Annotated in this window: 17 protein-coding genes, 1 tRNA gene and 1 pseudogene; 7 read left to right on the forward strand and 12 right to left on the reverse strand. The window is 63.2% G+C overall.

Annotated features, from left to right (window positions below; translation table 11 throughout):
* The first annotated feature begins 1 nt into the window (after nucleotide 1).
* Nucleotides 2-1,297, forward strand: coding sequence for an MFS transporter (locus tag VGE08_RS16905; RefSeq protein WP_331069088.1), 1,296 nt, complete (start codon nucleotides 2-4; stop codon nucleotides 1,295-1,297).
* On the opposite strand, the gene VGE08_RS16910 is transcribed toward VGE08_RS16905, so the two are convergent.
* From VGE08_RS16910 to VGE08_RS16925, 4 genes are all read right to left on the reverse strand, one after another.
* The gene (locus VGE08_RS16910; RefSeq protein WP_331069089.1) at nucleotides 1,257-3,233 is read right to left on the reverse strand and encodes a DUF3488 and transglutaminase-like domain-containing protein; all 1,977 of its coding nucleotides are present in this window, start codon (nucleotides 3,231-3,233) and stop codon (nucleotides 1,257-1,259) included. The genes VGE08_RS16905 and VGE08_RS16910 overlap by 41 nt on opposite strands.
* Nucleotides 3,230-4,204 (reverse strand): DUF58 domain-containing protein, encoded by a 975-nt coding sequence (locus VGE08_RS16915; RefSeq protein WP_331069090.1) that lies wholly within the window; start codon nucleotides 4,202-4,204, stop codon nucleotides 3,230-3,232. Before VGE08_RS16915 ends, VGE08_RS16910 begins: the two co-directional genes overlap by 4 nt.
* 32 nt (nucleotides 4,205-4,236) lie before the next feature.
* A complete protein-coding gene (locus VGE08_RS16920) occupies nucleotides 4,237-5,193 on the reverse strand; it encodes a MoxR family ATPase (protein WP_331069091.1) in 957 nt (318 codons plus the stop codon).
* 388 nt (nucleotides 5,194-5,581) lie between these two features.
* The gene (locus VGE08_RS16925) at nucleotides 5,582-8,356 is read right to left on the reverse strand and encodes a valine--tRNA ligase (protein WP_331069092.1); all 2,775 of its coding nucleotides are present in this window, start codon (nucleotides 8,354-8,356) and stop codon (nucleotides 5,582-5,584) included.
* A 271-nt stretch (nucleotides 8,357-8,627) separates the two neighbouring features.
* Here VGE08_RS16925 and VGE08_RS16930 point away from each other — a divergent pair, with 271 nt between their 5' ends.
* Complete coding sequence (locus tag VGE08_RS16930) at nucleotides 8,628-9,068, forward strand: thioesterase family protein (protein WP_331069093.1); 441 nt, start codon at nucleotides 8,628-8,630, stop codon at nucleotides 9,066-9,068.
* A gap of 239 nt (nucleotides 9,069-9,307) precedes the next feature.
* On the opposite strand, the gene VGE08_RS16935 is transcribed toward VGE08_RS16930, so the two are convergent.
* Both VGE08_RS16935 and VGE08_RS16940 read right to left on the reverse strand, forming a co-directional pair.
* The gene (locus VGE08_RS16935; protein ID WP_331069094.1) at nucleotides 9,308-9,730 is read right to left on the reverse strand and encodes a DNA polymerase III subunit chi; all 423 of its coding nucleotides are present in this window, start codon (nucleotides 9,728-9,730) and stop codon (nucleotides 9,308-9,310) included.
* A gap of 11 nt (nucleotides 9,731-9,741) precedes the next feature.
* Nucleotides 9,742-11,226, reverse strand: coding sequence for a leucyl aminopeptidase (locus VGE08_RS16940; protein ID WP_331069095.1), 1,485 nt, complete (start codon nucleotides 11,224-11,226; stop codon nucleotides 9,742-9,744).
* Between the two features lie 139 nt (nucleotides 11,227-11,365).
* Here VGE08_RS16940 and lptF point away from each other — a divergent pair, with 139 nt between their 5' ends.
* From lptF to VGE08_RS16955, 3 genes are read left to right on the forward strand one after another with little or no spacing between them, the layout of a single operon-like run.
* On the forward strand, nucleotides 11,366-12,460 hold the full coding sequence (gene lptF / locus VGE08_RS16945; RefSeq protein ID WP_331069096.1) for an LPS export ABC transporter permease LptF: 1,095 nt from the start codon (nucleotides 11,366-11,368) through the stop codon (nucleotides 12,458-12,460).
* On the forward strand, nucleotides 12,457-13,527 hold the full coding sequence (gene lptG, locus VGE08_RS16950) for an LPS export ABC transporter permease LptG (protein ID WP_331069097.1): 1,071 nt from the start codon (nucleotides 12,457-12,459) through the stop codon (nucleotides 13,525-13,527). Before lptF ends, lptG begins: the two co-directional genes overlap by 4 nt.
* Before the next feature lie 2 nt (nucleotides 13,528-13,529).
* Entirely contained in the window at nucleotides 13,530-13,988 is a 459-nt protein-coding gene (locus tag VGE08_RS16955; protein ID WP_331069098.1) for an RDD family protein, read from the forward strand.
* A 39-nt stretch (nucleotides 13,989-14,027) separates the two neighbouring features.
* Here the strand turns inward: VGE08_RS16955 and VGE08_RS16960 are convergent, their stop codons facing one another.
* The 6 genes and pseudogenes from VGE08_RS16960 to VGE08_RS16985 all read right to left on the reverse strand — a co-directional run bounded on the left by VGE08_RS16960 (nucleotide 14,028) and on the right by VGE08_RS16985 (nucleotide 20,344).
* The gene (locus VGE08_RS16960) at nucleotides 14,028-15,176 is read right to left on the reverse strand and encodes a DUF4340 domain-containing protein (RefSeq protein WP_331069099.1); all 1,149 of its coding nucleotides are present in this window, start codon (nucleotides 15,174-15,176) and stop codon (nucleotides 14,028-14,030) included.
* Between the two features lie 2 nt (nucleotides 15,177-15,178).
* Nucleotides 15,179-17,080 (reverse strand): Gldg family protein, encoded by a 1,902-nt coding sequence (locus VGE08_RS16965; RefSeq protein WP_331069100.1) that lies wholly within the window; start codon nucleotides 17,078-17,080, stop codon nucleotides 15,179-15,181.
* A 1-nt stretch (nucleotide 17,081) separates the two neighbouring features.
* The gene (locus tag VGE08_RS16970) at nucleotides 17,082-17,813 is read right to left on the reverse strand and encodes an ABC transporter permease subunit (RefSeq protein ID WP_331069101.1); all 732 of its coding nucleotides are present in this window, start codon (nucleotides 17,811-17,813) and stop codon (nucleotides 17,082-17,084) included.
* A gap of 71 nt (nucleotides 17,814-17,884) precedes the next feature.
* A pseudogene (locus VGE08_RS16975) lies at nucleotides 17,885-18,550 on the reverse strand (ABC transporter ATP-binding protein); the annotation flags it as partial.
* A gap of 710 nt (nucleotides 18,551-19,260) precedes the next feature.
* Nucleotides 19,261-20,094, reverse strand: a complete 834-nt coding sequence (locus tag VGE08_RS16980; protein WP_331069103.1) for a hypothetical protein — start codon at nucleotides 20,092-20,094, stop codon at nucleotides 19,261-19,263.
* A 174-nt stretch (nucleotides 20,095-20,268) separates the two neighbouring features.
* Nucleotides 20,269-20,344 (reverse strand) — tRNA-Glu (locus VGE08_RS16985).
* A gap of 99 nt (nucleotides 20,345-20,443) precedes the next feature.
* Here VGE08_RS16985 and pcnB point away from each other — a divergent pair.
* Both pcnB and folK read left to right on the forward strand, forming a co-directional pair.
* The gene (gene pcnB, locus VGE08_RS16990) at nucleotides 20,444-21,811 is read left to right on the forward strand and encodes a polynucleotide adenylyltransferase PcnB (protein ID WP_331069104.1); all 1,368 of its coding nucleotides are present in this window, start codon (nucleotides 20,444-20,446) and stop codon (nucleotides 21,809-21,811) included.
* Nucleotides 21,808-22,341 (forward strand): 2-amino-4-hydroxy-6-hydroxymethyldihydropteridine diphosphokinase, encoded by a 534-nt coding sequence (folK, locus tag VGE08_RS16995; RefSeq protein WP_331069105.1) that lies wholly within the window; start codon nucleotides 21,808-21,810, stop codon nucleotides 22,339-22,341. The genes pcnB and folK overlap by 4 nt, the downstream gene beginning before the upstream one ends.
* Nucleotides 22,342-22,351: the final 10 nt, after the last annotated feature.

Raw genomic sequence — 22,351 nt, forward strand, 5'->3', positions numbered from 1 at the left:
CATGAAGTCGCCGCTGATCACCAAGAAGGTCTTTGCCTGGGCGCTGTACGACTGGGCGAACTCGGCATTCGCGACCACCGTGATGGTCGTGTTCTTCCCGCTGTTCTTCAAGCAGTACCTCACGGCGGGGCAGGACGCGACCACCAGTACCTTCTGGCTCGGCATCGCCAACGGTGTTTCCAGTTTCGTGCTGGCCGTCATGGCGCCGTGGCTCGGTGCGCTGGCGGATCGGACCAGTGCGCATCTGCGTTTCCTCGCAGCGTTCACTGCGATCGGCGTCATTCCGACCGCGATGCTCGGGTTCGTGGGCGTCGGCGATTGGGTGGCCGCGGCCGTGTTGTTTGCGGTGGCGTCGCTCGGCTTCTGGGGCGGCCTGATTTTCTACGACTCCATGCTGGTGAAGGTCGCGCCGCCCAAGCGCATCGATTCGGTGTCCGGCTTCGGCTATGCGTTGGGATATCTGGGCGGCGCGCTGTTGCTGACGATCAATGTGCTGATGTTCGCCAAGCCGGGCATGTTCGGCTTGGAGAATCCCGAAGCGGCCATTCGCGTTGCTTTTCTTTCAGTCGCCGTGTGGTGGACGTTGTTCGCCATTCCCATCTTTCGAACGTTCCCCCGGACGCAGGACCGCGCGCCCATCGGCGCTGCGCGCGCGTTCCGTGAAGGATTCGAGGAACTGGCGCGCACCTTCAAGGAAGTGCGCAAGTATCGCCCGGTGATTCTGTTCCTGCTCGCATACTGGATGTACATCGATGGCGTGAACACCATCATGAAAATGGCGGTGGACTACGGCCTGGCGCTGGGCTTTCCGGCCGACAGCCTCATCTCGGGCATTCTGATGATCCAGTTCATCGGATTCCCGGCCACGTTGCTGTTCGGCACGCTCGGCGATCGCTTCAGCCCGTTGGTGGGCATCTTCGTGGGTATTGGCGTGTATTGCGCGGTGACTTTCTATGCCGTGTTCATGACCAGCGTCACGGAGTTCTATGTCATGGCCGCGGCCATCGGCTGCGTGCAGGGCGCGGTGCAGGCGATGAGCCGTTCGTACTACGGACGTTTGATTCCCGCCGATCGCGCCGGCGAGTTCTACGGTTTCTACAACATGATGGGCAAGTTCGCCGCGGTGCTGGGCCCGCTGCTGATGGGCACAACGGCGCTGCTCACCGGCAATTCACGCATGGCCATTCTGTCGGTGGCGTTGTTGTTCGCCGGTGGCGCGATCGTTCTGTTCCTCGCCACCCGAGTGGCGAGTGGCACTACGCCTGCAGCTGGTTTACCAGAAACTTCAGCCGGCTGAACTGAGTCGGCAACGGCGCCGGGCCGTAGCGCAAGCCCACATACACCGAAACGAACTCCGACAACTGTGCGGCCAATTCGGGCCGCGCTTGCGCGGCGCGCGCGACATAGTCATTCGGTCCTTCGTGGGGTAAGCGAGGCACGCCCAGCTTCGCGAGCTTGCGGCACAGCTGCTCATAGACGTGCGCGACGGGATCCCGCGCTCGCGGCTTGAACTTCCAGGCGAGATACGCGGACAGCACGCCAAAGAATCCGAGCAGGGCAACGATCATGGCCACGCCCAGATATTCCCAACGCGGATCCTTGACGTTGAGCTTCTCCAGCAGCCAGCGTTGCTGGACTTCGCCAAACTGCACGACCTGATCGTTCCAGAACGTATTCGCCGCGTCCCACAGCATGCGGGCCTGGCTGAACAGCGCGCTCTGGCGTAGCTCTCTGCCGGGCACGTCCTCCTGTTCGGAAATCGCGGCGTCCAGCCCGCGCTCGATGCGCTGGGGAGCGATCGCCGCGGTGGGATCGATGCGCTGCCAACCTCTGCCTTCCAGCCACACTTCCGACCAGGCGTGTGCGTCCGACTGGCGCACGATGAAGTAGTCGCCCATTGGGTTGTACTCGCCACCCTGGTAGCCGGTCACGATGCGAGCCGGAATTCCCGCGGCTCGTGCCATGACGGTGAAGGCTGATGCGAAGTGCTCGCAAAAGCCGCGCTTGGTGTTGAACAGGAAGTCATCGACCGCGTTCGAGTCCAGCGCCGGCGGCTGCAAGGTGTAATAGAACTCTTCGCTGCCGAACTTGGTGAGCACCGATTGTATGAAAGCCTCTTCGCTGCCCGCGCGCTCGCGCATCTGCCTCGCGAGCTCAACGGTACGGGGGTTGCGATTGTTGGGCAGCGCGGTGTCGAAGTATCGCAGGTCATTGCGCAACGCCGTGGTGGTGACATAGGTCGGCGACGACTCGAGATCGAACGACGTGAGCACGGAGATTTGAGGTTGCCGCGCGTACAGCTGGAAGTCACCCGTGCGGAATGCGCGCTCGCGGCTCCAGCCAGTAACCATGTCGAGCGGAAAAATCCAGTTCCGTTCCTGTGGCTCCAGCGTGATGCGATAGCGATAAGTGGTGCCCGAAGTCGCAATGTCCTGCTGTGAGTACGGCGTGGCGACGCGCCGCCACGTGCGACCGTCGAAGTGATGCAGCACCGGGCCGCGCCAGTAACGTTCCCGGGCCGGTGGCGGTTCGCCTTGGAACTTCACCCGGAACGCGATCGCGCTGGACAGGCTCAGCTCGGACACATCGCCCGGCGTCATCTCCTCGCTCAAGCCAGTCAAGGCCTTCTCGCGCGGCGGCACGGCCCAGAACTGCCCGGGCAAGCGAGGAAAGAACAGGAACAGCAGCACGGCCAGCGGCAGTGCCTGCAGAATCATTTTCGCAGTCGTGCCGGCCGCTTCGCGAATCGACATGGCCTCCGCCTGATGGACCCGCATCAGCGTCGCCGTTATCAGCCACGCCGTGAGCATCATGTACGGCAGCAACATGATGTTCTGGTTGTAGAGGAAGGCTGCGAACAGCGCGAAGTACGAGAGAAAGACCACCACGGTCAGGTCACGAATGGACTGGGTCTCCAGCAGCTTCATGCCCGCCATGAGGATCAGCAGTGATGTGCCGGCATCGATGCCGTTGATCGTGCGGAAGTTCGCGACCACGCCGAGCAGCGCCGCGAACGCGACCAGTGTGCGAATCCATTTTGGCGGCAAGGGCCAGCGCTTCAGCTCGATGGTCATCCGCAAGGCGGCGGCGACGCCGGCAATCAGCAACGTCCAGGCTGGAATGTGCGTAACGTGCGGCAGCACCGATAACGTCAGTCCCGCGATCACCCACGCGAGCCGCTGGCCGAGCGGCGTGAGCTGTTCCAGTCGATGATCCAGGGTGACGGCGTTCATTGGTCGAACAACGCCAGCGCGGTGAGGCAGCGCTGGCGATGCGCCTGCCCGATGTTCGCCGGGATCTGCAGATTCGGCAGCTTCAGTGCGAAGGCGCTGCCGGCGGCATGAGCGTCCTCGATCCATCGGCACAACTGTGACAGGCGAGCTTCCGTGCCGAGGCCGGGCAGTGCGTCCCAATCGAAGACGTGCGAGGTGACTGCCGTGCCGGCATACACCTTGACCTGCAAACCCTGCTCGCGCGCGTAGGCCTTCCAGGCAATTCGCCTTGGCGAGTCGCCTGCCTGGAATGGACGCATGCCGGCGAATTCTTCATCGCCCAACAGCGAGTCCTGCGCCCCGCCGGTGTCCGTTTCCACGGGCGGCGGTGTGATGCCGCGCGGGCTGGGCTTCGGATACACGACGCACGTGAGATTCATGTGCAGGTGAGACCACGCACGAAACAACCCGAATGGATGTCGCGTGATGGTCTCGAAATGGTTCAGTGTCAGCAGGCCACGCTTGGGGGCAGGCAACGGCAACTCGAACACGGCCCGTCCGTTCGCCGGTACGCGTTGCGGCTCGGCCATGCCATGATCGTTGGCGACAGTGAGCTCGTGCCGGGCCAGCGGCGCGGTGTTCTCCAACGCAATGTGAAATTTCGCGATGCCGCCGGCGAAGACCGGCTCGCTGGTCGCGGACCGGATCACCAGGCCGGCCAGATTGCGATGACAGTAGTGCATGGCGGTGAGCGCCAGCGAGCCGAGCAGGAATGTGAGACCCAGCGCCAGGTTGTTTGCGTAGTTCATCGCGCCGATGAACATCGCAAATAACATCAGTGCGAACGCGACGCCCAGTCCGGTGGGAATGATGTAGATGCGCCGGCTCGACAGGGTCAGCGGGTCCGGATCCACGCCGTGACGCTTGAATGCCCAGCGCCGCGAGAACTGGCGGATGCGACGAACGATGCCGAAATCGAGATTGATGGGCATGCGAGGGTCGGCGAGGTCCGGCGCCGCGGTGGCTAGGGCACCGGCACTTCTTTGAGAACGAACTGACCTACTTCGGTCGGCGTTTTCGGCGCGGCGTCGTCCCGTGGCTTGAGGCGATGGCCGACGACAGCGGCCAGCACTGCTTGTACGTCTTCGGGTATGACGCCCTGATGGCCATGAATCAGGGCCCACGCTTGAGCCGCGCGCAGCAGACCGATCGAGGCGCGGGGCGAGATGCCCGATTCAAACAAAGGAGATTCGCGAGTGTAGCGAACGATCGCCTGCACGTAGTCGAGCAAGGCTTCGGACACGTGCACCTTCGGCACCATGGTCTGCATCAGCAACAGTTGCTGCGGTGACAGCGTCGGCGCCAGGGTGGCCAGCAGATCGCGACGGTCCTGGCCGAGCAGCAGCTGGCGTTCCAGCGCCGGATCGGGATAGCCCAATTCGAGGCGCATCAGGAAGCGATCCAGTTGCGATTCGGGCAGCGGGTAGGTGCCGATCTGATACACGGGGTTCTGGGTCGCGATCACAAAGAACGGCGCGGCCAATGGATAGGTGTTGCCGTCGGCGGTGACCTGATGTTCTTCCATCGCTTCGAGCAGCGCGCTCTGCGCCTTGGGCGTGGCGCGATTCACTTCGTCCGCCAGCACCAGTTGCGAGAACACGGGGCCTTTGTGGAACTGGAAGCTGCTGGTCTCGCGATCGAACACGGACACGCCGATGATGTCGGCGGGCAGCAGGTCGCTGGTGAACTGGATGCGCTGATACGACATGCCCAGCGATTCGGCGAGCGCATGCGCGAGCGTGGTCTTGCCGACGCCCGGGATGTCCTCGATGAGCAAGTGGCCGCGCGCCAGCAGGCAAGAAATGCAGAGTCGAACCTGGTGTTCCTTGCCCAGGATCACCCGATTGAGTTGCGCCGCCGTGGTAGCGATCAGCTCGATGGGGTCGGCCTGAGTGATCAGAGTAGGAATCGCGGAATTCATGCGCTCTCCGGCTTCTTCGCCGGCCAGTGTCTGTAGTACGGCGCGAAATGCAAGTAGGTAGTTCGCATTCGCGCCATAGCACACGGCGGATTCGCAATATGCCGACACTACCGGAACGAAGAGTCGGCCTCAGTGGCTTGCGTCGCCTGCGATGGGTATGTCCTCCCGGCACCGCGCACCCGCCGCCGCCCGCTATCGCGGCCGGCGCTGCTTGCACATCCCTGTGGCGCTGCTACGAAAGGTCCCTGCTTTTCGAAGCTGCCGGGAGGACATACCCATCACAGGCGACGCCTCCGGCGGCGGTGGTGGCTTTGGGCGGATGGAGATTAAAAACCCAAGAGCCGCACTGAGGTGTGCGGCTCGGCTTCTCTTCTCTGCAAAACTCTTCTTACAATCTGCTGACCATCTGCTCCTGCTCATCGAGTTGCGCGATCTGGCGCTTGAACTCGGCGATGCGCTCGTGGACTTCCGCGACCACTTCCGGTTTCGCGTTGGCGACGAAGTTCGGGTTGGCGAGCTTGCCGTCTTCGCGCTTCAAGTCCTGTTCAACCTTGGCTTTGCGCTTGCGCAGGCGCGTCAGCTCGGCCTGGGGATCGGAGATGAGGCCGGCCAGCGGCGAGGAGATGGTGCGGCGGTCGATGATGGCGGTGGCGGAGGGCGGCAATGTGGCGTCGCTGGGCAGCAGGTCCAGCCTGGCGATTCTGGCGACGGCGGTGACCACGTTGAGACTGGCCTTCAGCGATTCGTTGTCAGTTGCTTCCGGCGTCTGGAACGCGACCGCGATCTCTCGCGACTGAGGAATATCGAGCTGGCCACGAATCTGTCGTGCGCCAAGGATTACAGCCTTGATCGGCGCAATCGCACTCTCTGCATCGAGATCTCGCGGGAACTCCGCTGCGGTCGGATACGGCTGCAGCATGATGGTCTCACCTTTGCGTCCCGCGAGCGGTGCCACCGACTGCCAGATTTCTTCAGTGATGAAGGGCATCATCGGATGTAACAAACGCAGGTACGACTCCAGCACCAGCGCCAGCGTTTCGCGGGTGCCGCGCTTGTGCGCATCGCTTGACTGGTCGGATTGCAGCGTGGGCTTGGATAGCTCCAGGTACCAATCGCAATACTCGTACCACGCGAATTCATACAACGTCTGCGCGGCCAGATCGAAGCGGTACTCGGCGAGGCGGGCGCGCACTTCTTCGATGGTCGCGCCCAGGCGCGAGCGAATCCAGCGATCCGCGACGGAGTATTCGACCGGCCCCGACGCCGACGCGGGAGGTTCCTTCTCCAGATTCATCAGCACATAACGAGCCGCATTCCACAGCTTGTTACAAAAGTTTCGGTAACCCTCGATGCGACCGAGGTCGAAACGAATGTCGCGGCCCATCGTCGCGAGCGCGCAGAACGTAAAGCGCAGCGCGTCGGCACCGTATGAGGGGATGCCATTCGGGAACTGCTTGCGCGTGGCCTTCTCGATCTTGTCCTTCAGATGCGGCTGCATCAGGCCGGAGGTGCGCTTGGCGACCAGCGACTCCAGGTCGATGCCGTCGATGAGATCCAGCGGATCGATGATGTTGCCCTTGGACTTGGACATCTTGTCGCCGTTCTCGTCGCGGATCAGGCCGGTGATGTACACCTCGCGGAACGGCACGTCGCCGGTGAACTTCAGGCCCATCATGATCATACGGGCCACCCAGAAGAAAATGATGTCGAAGCCGGTCACCAGCACGCTGGTGGGATACAGCGTCTTCAGCTCCTGGGTTTGCTCGGGCCAGCCCAGCGTGGAGAACGGCCACAGTGCGGAGGAGAACCACGTGTCGAGCACGTCTTCATCGCGGGTGAGCTCGACGTCGCGGCCGAGCTTGGCGCGAGCCTGCTGTCGAGCAAGCTCTTCCGTGCGGGCGACGTAACAATTGCCCTGGTCGTCGTACCACGCCGGAATCTGATGGCCCCACCACAGCTGGCGGCTGATGCACCAGTCCTGGATGTTGTGCATCCATTGGAAGTAGGTCTTGGCCCAGTTCTCGGGCACGAACCGGATGCGACCGTCTTCGACGCACTTGATCGCCGGCTCGGCCAACGGGGCGATGCGCACGTACCACTGATCGGTGAGCCACGGCTCCAGCACCGCGTTGCTGCGATCGCCGCGCGGCACCTTCAACGCGTGCGGCTCGATCTTTTCGACCAGCCCCAGCGCTTCGAGATCGGCAACGACTTGCTTGCGCGCCACGAAGCGGTCGAGCCCGCGATATTTCTCGGGCACTTGCTCGTTCAGCGCGGCGTTCGCGTCGAAGATGTTGATCAGCGGCAGCGAATGGCGCCGGCCGATTTCGTAGTCGTTGAAGTCGTGGCCCGGCGTGATCTTGACGCAGCCCGAGCCGAATGCCGGGTCGACATAGGCGTCGCCGACGATGGGGATCAGCCGGCCGGTCAGTGGCAGGCGGATCTGCTTGCCGATGAGATGTTTGTAACGCTCATCCTCCGGATGCACGGCCACCGCGGTGTCGCCGAGCATGGTTTCCGGACGCGTGGTGGCCACGACGATGTGCTGGTCGGTGCCTTCGATGGGATACCGGAAATGCCACAACGAACCTTGCTCGTCGGACGGCAGCACTTCGAGATCGGACAACGCGGTGTGCAGCACCGGGTCCCAGTTGACCAGGCGTTTGCCGCGATAGATCAGGCCCTCTTCGTACAAGCGCACGAAGACTTCGGTCACGGCATGCGACAGGCCTTCGTCCATGGTGAAGCGGTCGCGCGACCAGTCCACCGAGTTGCCGATGCGGCGCTCCTGGCGCGAGATGGTGTCGCCGGACTGCGCTTTCCATTCCCACACGCGCTTCACGAATGCCTCGCGGCCGATGTCACGCCGATGTATGCCCTCGGCGTTGAGCTGCCGTTCGACCACCATCTGCGTCGCAATGCCCGCGTGATCCGTGCCCGGCTGCCACAGCGTGTTGTCGCCCTGCATGCGGTGCTGGCGGGTGAGCACGTCCATCAGCGTGTGCTGAAAGGCATGGCCCATGTGCAGCGTGCCGGTGACGTTGGGCGGCGGAATGACGATGGAATAGGGGGCGCCCCGGCCCGAGGGCTTGAACCAGCCATGCTGCTCCCATCGCTGGTAGATGCGCTGCTCGAGGTCCTTGGGGTCGTAGGTCTTTTGCATGATGCGAACGGAGGCGGAAAACAGCTGGCTAGTATAGCTGGCAGGTCCGGGATCCGGCCGCCGTGCAGGCGATCGGGGCTGTCGTTGTAGGGCTGGTCGCTGGCTTTCGTGGCGTGATGGCCGCTTCGGGTCGGGTGCCTTGGCGGGATTTTGTTAACCAGATCAAGGCTGTAGTGTGCGTGTGCTGGGCGGTTCTCGCTTGATCTAACGCCCGCGGCGGCGCGGCGGCGCACGCTATCATTTGCCGATCCAGTGTCGAGGAGAAATGACGATGAGCCGATTCCGCTATTTTCTACGCACGCGCTACAACGAATGCGATGCGCAGAAGGTCGTCTTCAACTCGCGCTACGCCGAATACACCGACGTGGCCGCGGCGGAATTCTTCCGGGCGCTGGGCTATGAGAAGGAAATGCAGACGGGTGAGCTCGACTATCAGCTCGTCAAGCAAACCACGGAGTGGCGGGCACCGGCGCGGTATGACCAGGTGCTGGAGATCTCGATTGCCACCAAGCACGTGGGCAATACGTCGTTTACGTTGGCGACGGAGTTTCGGATCGCGGGGGAGGAGCGGGTGATTGTCACGGTGGAGACGGTGTATGTGCACGTAGATCATCACACGTTGCAGAAGGCGCCGTTGCCACAGTCGGTGCGGGCGGCGCTCGAGCGGGGTGCGGAGAATGTGACTATCGATCATGCGGCGTATCTTGTTTGAGTGATGTCATGGGGCCATTTCATGCCAGAAGACCCACCCCCGGCCCCTCCCGTGTACGGGAGGGGAGAGTAATTTCTTAATTTTTCTTATTTTCGGAAGAAGAGAGATTCCGTCCCGAAATGTCAGCGGGATCGGGGCTCACATGCGCGCTGCGCCAGCCACTGACACATCAAGCCAATCTCTAATGACCACTGACGCGTCAAGCCAATCTCTTGTGACCGCCGACGCATAAACGCCAATCAGAGGTTGTGAGACTCCAGAGTGCAGCCCAGCTCGCGATACTGTTTGTATCTTTCACGAGCACTGCGCTTGCGTTCCGGATCGACGTCGACGATCTCCGCGATGCGTTCGTAGGCATTCACGTCCGAAGGCATTGCCTCGACCAGATTGATCAACAACGAGCGATGGGATGCCGGGCCGGCATCCGGCCCCAGCATCACCTTCACCCGCTCATGGGACGCCGGCTGACCACGGTAGATCTCGTGCGGCAGGAAGCTGCCGTCACTGAACGTCCACAGCATGTCATCGACCCGCTGCACATCCTGCGTCTGGATGTACACGTGACAGCCTTGCTCGACGGCGCGCTCCGCCAGCCTGCACGCATAGCGCAGGCGGGCGTCGGGTGCTTCCGCGGAGAGGACGTAGAAGTCCACTCGGCTCATGTGCCAGTCGCTTACTTCTTGTTGATCAGATAGTCGACCAGCAGCGGCACCGGCCGGCCCGTGCTGCCCTTGTTGGCGCCCGACTGGTACGCCGTGCCGGCGATATCCAAGTGCGCCCAACGCAGGCCCTCCGTGAACTTCGACAGGAAGCAAGCCGCGGTGATGGCGCCGCCTTCGCGACCCGCAACGTTGGCGAAATCCGCGAAGTTGCTCTTCAACTGCTCGGCATATTCCTCGCCGATGGGCATGTGCCACGCGCGATCGTCGGCGCGTTCACCAGCCGCCTTCAGGGCAGCGGCGAGAGCGTCGTCATTGCTGAACAAGCCGGAGAGATGACTGCCCAGCGCGATCACGCAGGCGCCCGTCAGCGTCGCCAGGTCGATCACCACGTCGGGCTTGAAGCGGCGCGAGTAGGTGATCGCGTCGCACAGGATCAGGCGCCCTTCGGCGTCCGTGTTGAGCACTTCGATGGTTTGACCCGACATGCTCTTGACGATGTCGCCTGGCTTGGTGGAGCGGCCGCCCGGCATGTTTTCGCAGGCTGGCACGACGCCCACGACGTTGATCGGCAGCTGCAGCTCCAGCACGGCTTTCATGGTGCCGAACACGCTGGCGGCGCCGCTCATGTCGAACTTCATTTCATCCATCGCCGCCGGCGGCTTGAGCGAGATACCGCCGGTATCGAACGTCACGCCCTTGCCAACCAGCACGGTCGGCGCTTGGCTGCGCGGCGCACCGTAATACTCGAACACGATGAAGGCGGCGGGTTGTTCGGTCCCCTCGGTCACCGAAAGGAACGATCCCATGCCGAGCCGCTTGCACTCGGCTTCATTCAATACACGGACGTTGAGCTTCTTGTAATCCTTCGCCAGGTTCTTGGCCGCGCGGGCCAGATAGGTGGGCGTGCAAACATTGGCGGGCTGGTTGGCCAGGTCGCGCATCAGCGCCATGCCGGCGACGATGCCCTGGCCGTGGGTCAGGCCGCGCTCGGCCTGGTTCTTGTCGCCGCGGCTGCCAACCGCCAGACCGAACTTGGTCAGCGCCGGCTTGGGGCGCTTGTTGGTCGTCTTGTGATCGGGAATGCGGTACTGCGACGCCGCCACGACTTCCACGGCGGCCCGCGCCTGTGCGTAAGCGTCGGCATCGGCAATTTCGTCCAGGCCCAGATAGCTGACCGCATCGCGCGCGCCCGTCTTGGAAAGGACGCTCAATGCACTGGCCAGGGCCTTGCGGTACTGCTTGCGCTTGAAGGCGCTGCGAGTGCCGAGGCCCAGCACGATGACGCGTTCGCAAGGGCCACTCAGGTCCGCCAACAGCACGGCGTCACCGCTCTTGCCGCGCAGGTCGCCCCGTTTGACCAGCTTGGCGATCCGGCCGCCGATACGCGCATCGAGCTCTTCGGCCGCAGTGGACAGAACGCCCTTGTCGTACACGCCGACGATGGCGCAATCGGTGCGTTGCCGGGAGGGGGAGGCAGTGCTGACAAAAAATTCCATGAACCTTCCTCGCACAAAGGCGCGAAAAAAACGTAGTCTACTCCATTCGCGGCGGCGCCTGACCCGCCGCGCAAAAACCAACTTCCCGCTGCGGGAAAAAGACCTGCCGATAACCGACGCGGAACGAGCATTGCGGACCTTGGATCGATATCTCCTGCGGGAGGTTGCGGAAACCTGGCTGGCCGTCACCGGCGTGCTGCTGGTCATCCTGCTGTCGAATCAGCTGGCCCGGGTGTTGTCACAGGCAGCCGCCAACGATTTTCCCCGCACCGTGGTGCTGCAGCTCATCGGCCTGACCTCGGCCGGTTACCTGACGGTGGTGGTTCCCATCGGCTTCTTCCTGGCCATCATGCTCACCTTGGGGCGGCTCTATCACGAGAGCGAAATGGCCGCGATCCAGTCGTGCGGCGTCGGGCCCTCGGGCCTGTATCGGCCGATCTCGTATCTTGGCCTGGCCATCACCGCGCTGCTGCTGTGGCTGTCGTTCTGGGCGATTCCGCACGCTTCGGCGCGCGCCCAGGAGATTCGCGTGCAGGCATTGCAGGAAGCCCAGTTCGGGTTGTTGGAGCCCGGCCGGTTTCGAACCTTCGGCGGCGGCAACGTGGTGTTCTACGCCGAGCGGGTCGATGACAACGGCATTCTCCACAACGTCAATGTCTTCGTGGACCGCACGCAGGATGCGCAGAGCGAAGGCGAGCTGGAGATCTGGGTGGCGACGCGCGCCGAACAACGTGGCGCGGGTCAGGCGGATCAGATGTTCTTGCTGTACGACGGTGAGCATTACAAAGGTGTGCCGGGGCGTGGCGACTGGCAGATCACCCAGTTCGCCGAGGGCGGCTATCCGATCCGCCTGGGCGAGATCACGGGTCGCGCCGGCAAGGCGGCGATGAAGCCGACGGCCGAGCTGATGGCGTCCGAGGATCTGGCGGATCGTGCCGAACTGCAGCGCCGGATTTCGACGCCGCTGATGGCCTTGATCCTCATGCTGGTCGCCGTGCCGATGGCACGTGTGCGGCCCCGGCAAGGCCGGTTCGGACGGATTGGCATCGGCATTCTATTCTATTTCGTCTACTCGCTGCTGCTGGACGCAGCGCGCACCTGGGTCGAAGGCGGTGTGGTTCCCGAGTGGGTCGGACCCTGGTGGGTGCATGCCATCGCCATCGCGGTGGGTTTGTGGCTGCTGTGGCGTGAGGCGCCGCTCGCCAAGGTCCGGACCGTGGCGGTGCCGGCATGACTTCCATTCTGTCCCGTTACGTGATGAAGGCGGTGATCGGCAACACCGCGCTGGTGATGCTCGTGCTGCTGGCGTTGAGCGCGCTGTACCTGTTCATCACGCAGCAGGACGACATCGGTGTGGGCACGTACTCGGTTGAGGACGCGTTGATGTTCGTCGGCTTGAACCTGCCGAAGTACGCGTTCGATCTGTTGCCGATTGCCGCGCTGATCGGCGCTTTGCTTGCGCTCGGCAATATGGCGCGCACACTCGAGCTCATCGTGGTCCGCGCCGCGGGTGTGTCGACGATGCGGATCGCGCTGTGGACGGCGATGGCGGGCGTCCTCTTGATGATCTTCACCGGCATCCTCGGGGAAATGGTTGCGCCGCCCATGGAACAGTACGCCCGGCAGTTGAGGACCTTTGCCAAGTTCAACGACTTCAGCATGGCCGGCAATCGCAGTGCCTGGGCCAAAGATGGCGACATGATGATTACCGTGCGCCAGCAGTCGGCGGACAATCGCTATGGCGGCGTCTACGTGTTCAACTTCGATGCGCAGCGCCGGCTGAGAAGTGTCGGGCATGCCAGCAGCGCCAGTATCGATGAGAACAATCGCTGGCAGCTGGAAAATTACGTCGAGTCCCGCATAGGTCATGAGCGGGTCGATACGCGCAAGGAAGCGGAAACGCATCTGCAGACGCGGTTGTCAGCGGAGTTTCTGGGGCTCGCGGTACTGGAGCCGGAGTCGCTGCCCGGCCGCGGCTTGTATAGCTACATTCAACATCTGAGGCAGAACGGGCTCGATTCGCGCAGCTATGAAACGGCCTTCTGGGCCCGGATCGCGCGCACGGTGGCGGTGGCCATCATCGTGGTGCTCGCGGTGCCATTTGCATTCGGGCCAATGCGATCGACCGGCACGGGGGCACGCACGGTCGTCGGTATCATGATCGGCGTGGTGTTCTTTCTGTTGGCGAAGATGTTGGAAAGTGGCGGTGAAGTGTTCAACATGCCGCCCCTGGTGGTCGCCTGGTTCCCCACGGTCCTGTTGGCGGTCATTACTACCGTTGCCGTTTCACGCGTCCGTTAGCCATGACTGAAGTTCCTCCGACCGAGCGCCTGCCTGGCGCCGGTGTCCTGCGTCGCCTGGGCGCGATGCTCTATGACACCCTGGCAATCATTGCGTTGATGATGGTGGTCACGGCGGTGTTGCTGCCGTTGACGGGCGGGGAAGCGATCACGAGCGAGCGTTTCGGCGCGTGGGAATATGCGTATCAGGCGTTGCTCGTGGCCATCGTCGTTGTGTTCTTCGGCCTGTTCTGGACGCGCCAGGGGCAGACGTTGGGAATGCTTGCCTGGCGGCTGCGAGTGGAGCGAGAGGATGGCAGCTTGTTGAGGTGGGGCGATGTGATCAAGCGCCTCGCCGCGGCGGCGGTGTCGCTCATGTTGGCGTTCGCGGGGTATTTGTGGATCTGGGTGGACCGGGACCGGCTGGCCTGGCCGGATCGGTGGACGCGGACTCGCGTGGTGGTATTGCCGAAGAGACGTTGAGAGGGAGGCCAGGGGCGAGCCTGGCCTCCCTCTGGACGGTTATTTCTTGATCAACTCGTCGACGGGTTTGAAGATCGCGTCGTACTTGTAGCCCGGGACCTCGTACACCCAGCCGCTGAGCTGTGCGTTGGCCTTGGTCGCTTCTTCTTCGACGTTGCGAGTCTCGGGTTTGGCGGTCTTCTCCTCGGCGGGCTCGTCCGCTGCGGGAGGAGCGCCTTCGCTGTCGGTGGCGGCTGCGTCTTTCTTGTCGCCCTCAGCCGCATCTTTCTTTTCCGTCTCCGCGGTCGCGACTTTGAATTTCTCCGCCAGCGCGGCGTCGTAGGACGTCTTCAGCGCAATGTAGTGCTTGTCGTCGGTCTTCCAGCCGGCCGCTTCGACCACCAACCCGTCGAACGTTTTGAACGTCGTCTGCGCGCTGGGCTTGTCGGTCAGCTCGCTGGCCGGCTTCACGTCGTTCAGCGTGAGGCCGGAGAGCGCCGAGGCAAAGTTGTATGCGGCAGAAGGCGAGCTGAGCTCCTTGCCTTTGGGCAAGCCTTCAACTGCAAACTCCGCATCGGCGCGCGTCTTCTTCAGCGCGGTGTAAGGCTTGGCGTTGCCAATCTTCACTTCGGCGGACTGCACTCGGTCGGCGGACACATCGATGATGTCCCTGCGCAGCCACTGATCGGCCGAGGACGAGGTGTCGAGGCTCTTGTTGATCAGCCAGCTCTTGGGTTCGTCGGCGCGGCGGACGTAGTGCGACGACGCACCCGAGGCGTGCTTGCCGACGATGAGCTTCACCGGCGCCTTGGTGCCCTCGATCTCCAGTTGCATGCCGCTGGCATCCGCGTTGCTGACGTCTTCGACGCCGAGCGTCGAGTAGCTTTCCGGATTGGAGGTCTTCTCCTCGATCACCTTCGCTTCCGCGACGCTGGTGAGCAGCTTGCGCAGCCTGGCTTCGTCAGCCGGATAGTTGTTGCGTTCGCTGACGGTCCAGCCGCCATCGCCACGCTTCAACTCGACGGCCGGCGTGCCGCCTGCTTTGACGATGCGCACGGTGGTTACGGCATCGAGCTGTTCCTTGAGATCGGGATACAACGCCGCCGATTCAGTGGCGGGCGTGGCTGCCTGCCGGCCAGCCAGCCAGACGCCGGCTACCACGGCGAGCACTGCAACCAATCCGAGAATGGAAAGATTTCGTGACGTCATGATCAACCTCGAGCCGTGTGAGCCGCGGCGCGGCCGGCTTGCAGCCGGCGGCGACGGAGGAACCAAAGGGAGAGGGCGCCGATCGCGAGCAGCGTGGGCACCAGTGCGATGTTGATGATCGCCAGTCGCGTGCCGAGCTTCTCGATTTCGACATTGAGGCTGCGCTGCGTCTCACGCAGTTCCTTACGAATGCGCAAGCGCTCTTCCTGGAAGCGCTCCAACTCGGCTTGCTGTTCAGGCGATAGCGAGAACGAGCCCTGGTCGCCGCGCGCCGCTTCCAGCGCGGACAGTTTCTGCTCGGTCTCCTTGAGCTCCTGATCCAGCTCCTTCTCCTTGGCGCGCAACTGATCGCCGGCCTGGCGGCGCAGCTCTTCGACCTTGGTGAATGGACGGAAGAAGCTCTGGCGGCCGCGCACACTGATCAGATCGGCGCTGCCGGCCAGGTTGTCGACCGAGTTGGCGAGGAAGTCGCCGTTGTTTGCCCAAGCCACCGCGAAGCGCTGACCGAACACGCTCTGCGTGCGGACCCACAGCGGATCGGCGAGGATGTCGGTATCGGCGACCAGGATGATGTTGGCATCTTCCTTCGACTCGGTGAGATGCTGGCCCGCGGCGCCTTCGGCGTCGGGCTTGCCGTCCGGGAACGCGGACTTGAGCTTGCCGTGAACGCGCGCGGCGATCGTGTATCGCTCGCCCGTGGCCTTGAAGCCATCGAGCAAAGATTCGCTGTCCGGTAGGAACATCAGCTTCGCAGCCGGCAACAGCGCGGCGTTGGCGCTCGACTGGATCAGCGGCTCGAACTCGATGGCGGCGCCTTCTTTCTTCGACAGGGCGCCGGCGGTCATTACGTTGACGGTGTCGAGCGCCGACACGGTCACGTCCTTCGAGTTCATGCTCTGCCGGTTCAGGCCGATGATGGCGATGTGTTGCGAGGGCGGCTGGCCCTGGCGCAGCGACACCGTCAATCCCAGCTCGCGATCGCCGACGATCTGTGTGGGATCGAATTTCACGCCCCACGCCTCCAGCAATGGCCCGAGCGTGGAGGAGCGATCACCCATCGGAGGCATACCCGGCTGCGCGCCGGCATTGTCGTTTTCCGACTGCGGATCGATGAAGGCGATCAGCTTGCCGCCGCGCATGACGAATTGATCGATGGCGTATTGCGCCTGCGTGCTCAAAGCCTTCGGATGGACGACCATCAGCACGCCGATGTCGGCGGGAATCTCGTTGCCGTCAGGCTGCAGCGTGCGCACTTCAAGCAGCTCGCGCAGCTGTTGAATGCTGGCCCAGCCCGGCGCCATCTGACCGCTCATCTGATCGAAGCGGGCATCCACCGGCAAGCTCGACATCAAACCGACGGTAGCGCGCTTGGTGTTGCCCAAGCGATAGATGAGGCTGGCGACGTCGTACTCCAGGAACTCCTCCTTGTCGGGCTGGAACAGACCGATGATCTCGCGGCCGTCGGTGGAGTTGGTGCCGGCCAGGCCGAAGTACACCGGCTCGCCACCCGGAGTGAGCGATGCCGTCTGCAGGCCGAACTCACTGGCGCGATCTTCCTCCTCCGAGAACGGTTTCGGATCGATCACGGTGAGGCGCAGCTTGCCGTCGGATTCGCGGCTCATTTCTTCCAGCATTTCCCGCACACGCTGCGCGTAGGCGCGCAGCTGCGGCGACTGCGCGCTCGCTTCCTGCGAAAAGAAGAAATACAGATTCACCGGCTCGGCCAGCGAGCTGACGATCCGTTCGGTGCCCGGCGCCAATGAATAGAGCTTGCTCTCGGTGAGGTCGATGCGCGCGCCGCGCAGGACGAAAGTGATGAGGATGGTTACGCCGATGAACAACAGGGCGAGCGCCACGAGCGCGGTCGCGCCATAAGTCTTGCGGCTGCGTGAAGTGGTGTTCATGTCAGTCAGCCTTCTTCATGTCGAGCACGATCGTGGTGGCGGCGAGCCAGACGCCGATCACGGTGGCGAAATACAACAGGTCGCGCAGATCGATCACGCCTTTGGAGATCGACTGGAAGTGCGTGAGGAACGACAGCGACGCGATGCCGTCGACGATGGGCTGCGGCCAGCCGTCGAACAATCCCAGCACGATGGGGAAGCCGGACAGCAGGAACGCGAAGCACAGCACGACCGTGAAGATGAAAGCGATCACCTGATTGCGCGTCGCGGCCGACAAACACGCGCCTATGGCAAGAAAGCCGCCAGCCATCAGGAAGCTGCCGATGTAAGCGGCCAGGATCGCGCCGTTGTCCGGATCGCCCAGGTAGTTGACGGTGATCCACATCGGAAACGTGAGCGCCAGCGCCACGCCGGCGAATGCCCAGGCGGCGAGGAACTTGCCGATGACGGCCTGCCAGGTGGTGATCGGCAGCGTCATCAGCAGCTCGATGCTGCCGGACTTGCGTTCCTCGGCCCATAGCCGCATGGAGATCGCGGGAATCAGGAACAGATAGAGCCAGGGGTGATAGCTGAAGAACGGCGCCAGATCCGACTGGCCGCGCTCGTAGAAATTGCCGAACTGGAACGCGAACGCCGCGGCCAGCGCCAGAAAGAACACGATGAATACCAGCGCGAGCGGTGTAGCGAAGTAGCTGCCGAACTCGCGGCGGAAGATGGTTTTGATGTTGTGCATGGCTCGCCTCAGGCCGCGGCTTTCTGGCCAGTGGTGATTTCACGGAACACGTCATCGAGGCGACCGCTCGGCGCGCGCGCTGCGAGCTCCTTGGGCGTCGCATCGGCCAGCAGCCTGCCGCCGGCGATGATGATGGCGCGATTGCAGACCGCATCCACCTCTTCGAGGATGTGCGTGGAGATCACGATGATCTTGTCCTTGGCCATGTCGTTGATGAGTGTGCGCACCTGGTGCTTCTGATTGGGATCGAGGCCGTCGGTGGGCTCGTCGAGAATCAGCACTTGCGGATCGTGCAGCAGCGCCTGGGCCAGGCCGACGCGGCGCTTGAAGCCTTTCGAGAGCGTTTCGATCATTTGCTCCAGCACGCCGCCGAGCGCGAGCCGGCCGATCACGTCATCGAGGCGGGCCCGGCGGCGCTCGCCGCTCAGGCCGCGCACATCCGCGATGAAATTCAGGAAGCCGCGCACCGTCATCTCTCCATAGCTCGGCGCGCCTTCGGGCAAATAGCCCATCACGGCCTTGGCCGCGAGCGGCGCGTCCTGCACGTCGTGGCCGCACACGCTGATGGTGCCGGAAGTGGGCGCCAGGAAGCCGGTGATCATTTTCATCGTGGTCGACTTGCCGGCGCCGTTGGGACCGAGAAAGCCGAGCACCTGGCCGGGGCTGACGCTGAAGGAAATATCGTTGACGGCAGTGAGCGTGCCGTAGCGTTTCGAGAGGTTTTTGATCTCTATCATGCGAGGGCCCTGCTGTTCAGCAATGTCACGGGGGTCATCAAAGAGGTCGGATCATCCATGGTCGAGGATCGGCCTACTAAAAAATTTTTCCATGAGACTGCGCCGCGCCGCCCGGGTTCCTGCCGGCGCTCGGGCCGACGAGGAGGCCGGCGCCGGCGGCATGCGCCTGGTTGGAGTTGTGGCGATGCGCCTGCGGCGCTGGAGAGGGCCGGGATTTTTTCCGGGTGCGGCGGCTTTTTCAAGTCGTGCGGCGACCCCTTGCCAGGCCCCTTCATGACGATCTCTTAATGATGAAAAGGAGGCGCAAAAGGAGTCGCCAGGGTCGCAGGGAATTTTGCGGTTCGGGCGCGGTCGAATCTGCCCTGCTCGATGCATTGGTGGATTGGCGCCGCTTGCCGACAGAAAACCGCTGGCGGGCGCGTCGGTCCAGAAATATTTTGCAACGCAGCAGTTGTACCGCGTCGCAAACTCGGGTATCTTTGGCATCGCAAAATAAATGCGATAAATGACTGCCGGGTCGAGCGCCAAGAGCTGCGCCGGACCCCTTGAAGAGTCAGTCAGCGACCGCATTTAGGATTGCAACGAATTTGTAGGCTGCGCCGGGGACAATGGCGGCAGCCGTTACCGAATCCCCCTGTTGGCCGGATCACTTCTACAGTATCCGGCCTCTTTTTTTGCCCGCCTTTTGTCGAAGGGGACTGCGGCAGCTGTCAGCGCTGCGCCGCCTTCTCGATTTCGCTCTTGTGGGCCCGCAGCACCTTGCGGATCTCGGCCGCCGAGGGGCGCTCGGCGATGCGCGCGATCAGCTCTGCCAGCTCGTGCCAGGGCTTGCCCCATTTGAGCAGGCGGACCGCGTCCGCAATGATCTTGCCCTTCATATCCAGCGGCGCGGGCTTTGCAGCTTCTGCCTGGGCTGGACGAGCGGCGGCGACAGACCGGGCCGCGGCCTTGGCGGGTTGCGCAGGGGGATTGCCCTTCTTCACCTGCGGGGCGGGTCGTGTGGAAGGTATCTGCTGTGCCGGTACAGCGACTGGCGCCACCAGGTTTGCGGGGGCCAGCTCCTCGGTGGCATCCAGCAGGGGCACTTGTTCTTCCGGTTTGACCCGGACGGTCTTGAGCCGCGGCATTTCGCGCGTCGGATCTTCGGCCGGGGCTCGAGACCGCTGCGGAGCTGCGCGAATGACCGTTGGCGCTTCCACGGTCTGGCTGGTGCCCGCGGCCGCGTCGGCCTTGGCGGGATCGGCCAGCGGAATGAAGCGCTGGATATGCTGAATGCCGACCAGGTTGGCCAGGAACGCCATCAGCTCCAGCGACTCGGAGAACTTGCCATCGCCCATGGCCTGGCGGGTTTCGCAGTGCTGTTTCAGCTCCAGCACCTTCTGGCGCGCCACTTCCAGCACCCACCGGGTCGGCCGGTCGTGCTTCTGCCAGGGCTGCACGCGCGCATAAGCGGCATCACTCAGCTCGACGTACTGCAGATGCAGGTCGATGCTGGTGAGCCACTTATCGATGAGCTCCGTGATGCGGCGGTCCGCTGGCGTCATGTCGACTCCGGGTCAAGTGGGCGCATTATGCACAAGCAGCCTGCGAGAGCAGCTGAAAGGCCCGGAATGCTGCGTGTTTCTGTGCGCTGCTACCGCTTGTGCCGGCCGGAATGCCGGATGCGTGCCAGGAAAGCCGACGCCCCTCCTTGGGATCGCATGGGATCGGGAGGGGAGTGGCGCTCCCACGGGGATTCGAACCCCGGTTTAAGCCTTGAGAGGGCTCCGTCCTAGGCCTCTAGACGATGGGAGCGTATTAGAAGGCTGGCACTGACGTGCCGAGAAGACGCGGTATTATACGGCCCGTTTTTCGCGGCTCAAGTTTTTGACACCGACGGACGGTCCGCTGCTATTGAACGATAACAACTCCCCGGCCGAGATCGACGCGGCGAGCACCCCCCGTGTGGTGCCTCGCGATCAACATCCGATCTCGCGCGCCAACATATCCTCGAATGCGTTGAAAGTCCTGTACCGGCTCAAAGAGGCCGGCTATCAGGCTTTTCTCGTGGGCGGCGCCGTGCGCGACCTGCTGCTCGGCCTGCAGCCGAAGGATTTCGATGTCGCCACCAACGCGCATCCGGACCAGGTGAAGCAGCTGTTTCGCAATTGCCGCCTGATCGGCCGGCGCTTTCATCTGGCGCACGTGCGCTTCGGCCACGAAATCATCGAAGTCGCCACATTCCGCGCGGCGCACACGACCATCGACGAGGACAACAGCGTCGATGAGGCGGGCCATCGCGTGCTCGATGAGCGAGGCCGCATCTTGCGCGACAACTTGTACGGCACCATCGAAGAAGACGTGTGGCGGCGGGATTTCACCGCCAACGCGCTCTACTACAACATCAGCGACTTTTCGGTGTGGGACTACGTCGGCGGCTACGAGGACGCGCTGGCGCGCGTGCTGCGTCTCATCGGCGATCCGGAAACGCGCTATCGCGAAGATCCGGTGCGCATGCTGCGAGCGGTTCGCTTCGCAGCCAAGCTCAATTTCGGTATCCACATCGACACCGCGACGCCCATTCCGAAACTTGCGTGGATGCTCGATGGCGTGCCGCCGGCACGCTTGTTCGATGAAGTGAACAAGATGTTTCTCGCCGGCTACGCGATCCGCTCGTTCGAGTTGTTGTGGGATCTCGGGCTGCTCGAGCATCTGTTCCCGGATCTCGCGGCGGCGTTGGCTGCGGACAAGAACAGCGTCGCGGTGAGAGTGCTGCGGCTGGGCCTGGAAGGAACGGACGAGCGCGTGCGTGCGGACAAGTCAGTCACGCCGACCTTCCTGTTTGCGGTGCTGATGTGGCCGTCGATCTGTCAGGCATTCGAGAAGCTGCGTCCGGAGCAGGGTGCTGAGGTTCCAGCGTTGTTGGCGGCGTGTGATCAGGTGACGGCGCGTCAACAGGCGCGCGTCGCTGTACCGAAACGGTTTACGTTGCCACTGCGCGAGATCGTCGGCCTGCAGCCGCGCTTTGCATTCCGCGAAGGACGCAGAGCGTTACGCTTGCTCGATCATCCGCGCTTCCGCGCAGCGTATGATTTTTTGTTGTTGCGTGCGGCAGCTGGCGAGGTCGATCAAGAGCTGGCGCAGTGGTGGACGGACATTCAAACCAAATCCGTGGAGGAGCGGACCGCGCTGGTCGAAGAGGGCAGCGGTCACGGTCAATCCCCCGCCGGACGTTCGAGGCGGCGTCGGCGCCGGCGTCGGCCACGTCCGCCAGCCGCTTGAGCAGCCTTTCTTCCAATCCGGCTGCATTGTGGTTCCCCGCGTATGTAGCGCTCGGTAGCAACCTCGATCAGCCTGCTGCTCAGATCGAGCGGGGTTTCTCGGCTCTGGCGAGCCTGGCACATTGCCGTCTGATCGCGCGCTCGCGGCTCTACAGGACGCGGCCGCTGGGGCCGCAGGATCAACCTGAATTCATCAACGCGGCGGCCGGCTTGCTGACGACGCTCGCGCCACGCGAGTTGTTGGTCGAGTTGAAAAGATTGGAGCGCGAGCTGGGGCGCGCGCAGCCGGTGGTGCGTTGGGGCCCGCGAGTGATCGATCTCGACCTGCTGGTGCACGCCGATGCGCAGATTTCGGAACCCGACTTGACGGTGCCGCATCGTGGCCTGCCTGAGCGCAATTTCGTCCTGTATCCTTTGCGCGATATCGCCCCCGAGCTGCTCGTTCCCGGTCACGGGCGTGTGAGCCGGCTCGCGGCACGCGTCGGAGGCGCCGGCTTGGCGCCGCTCGCCGATGCTCCCGGCGTTCCATGAACCATTCAGC

Source organism: Steroidobacter sp., assembly GCF_036406195.1.
In the GTDB taxonomy this organism is placed as follows: domain Bacteria; phylum Pseudomonadota; class Gammaproteobacteria; order Steroidobacterales; family Steroidobacteraceae; genus Steroidobacter.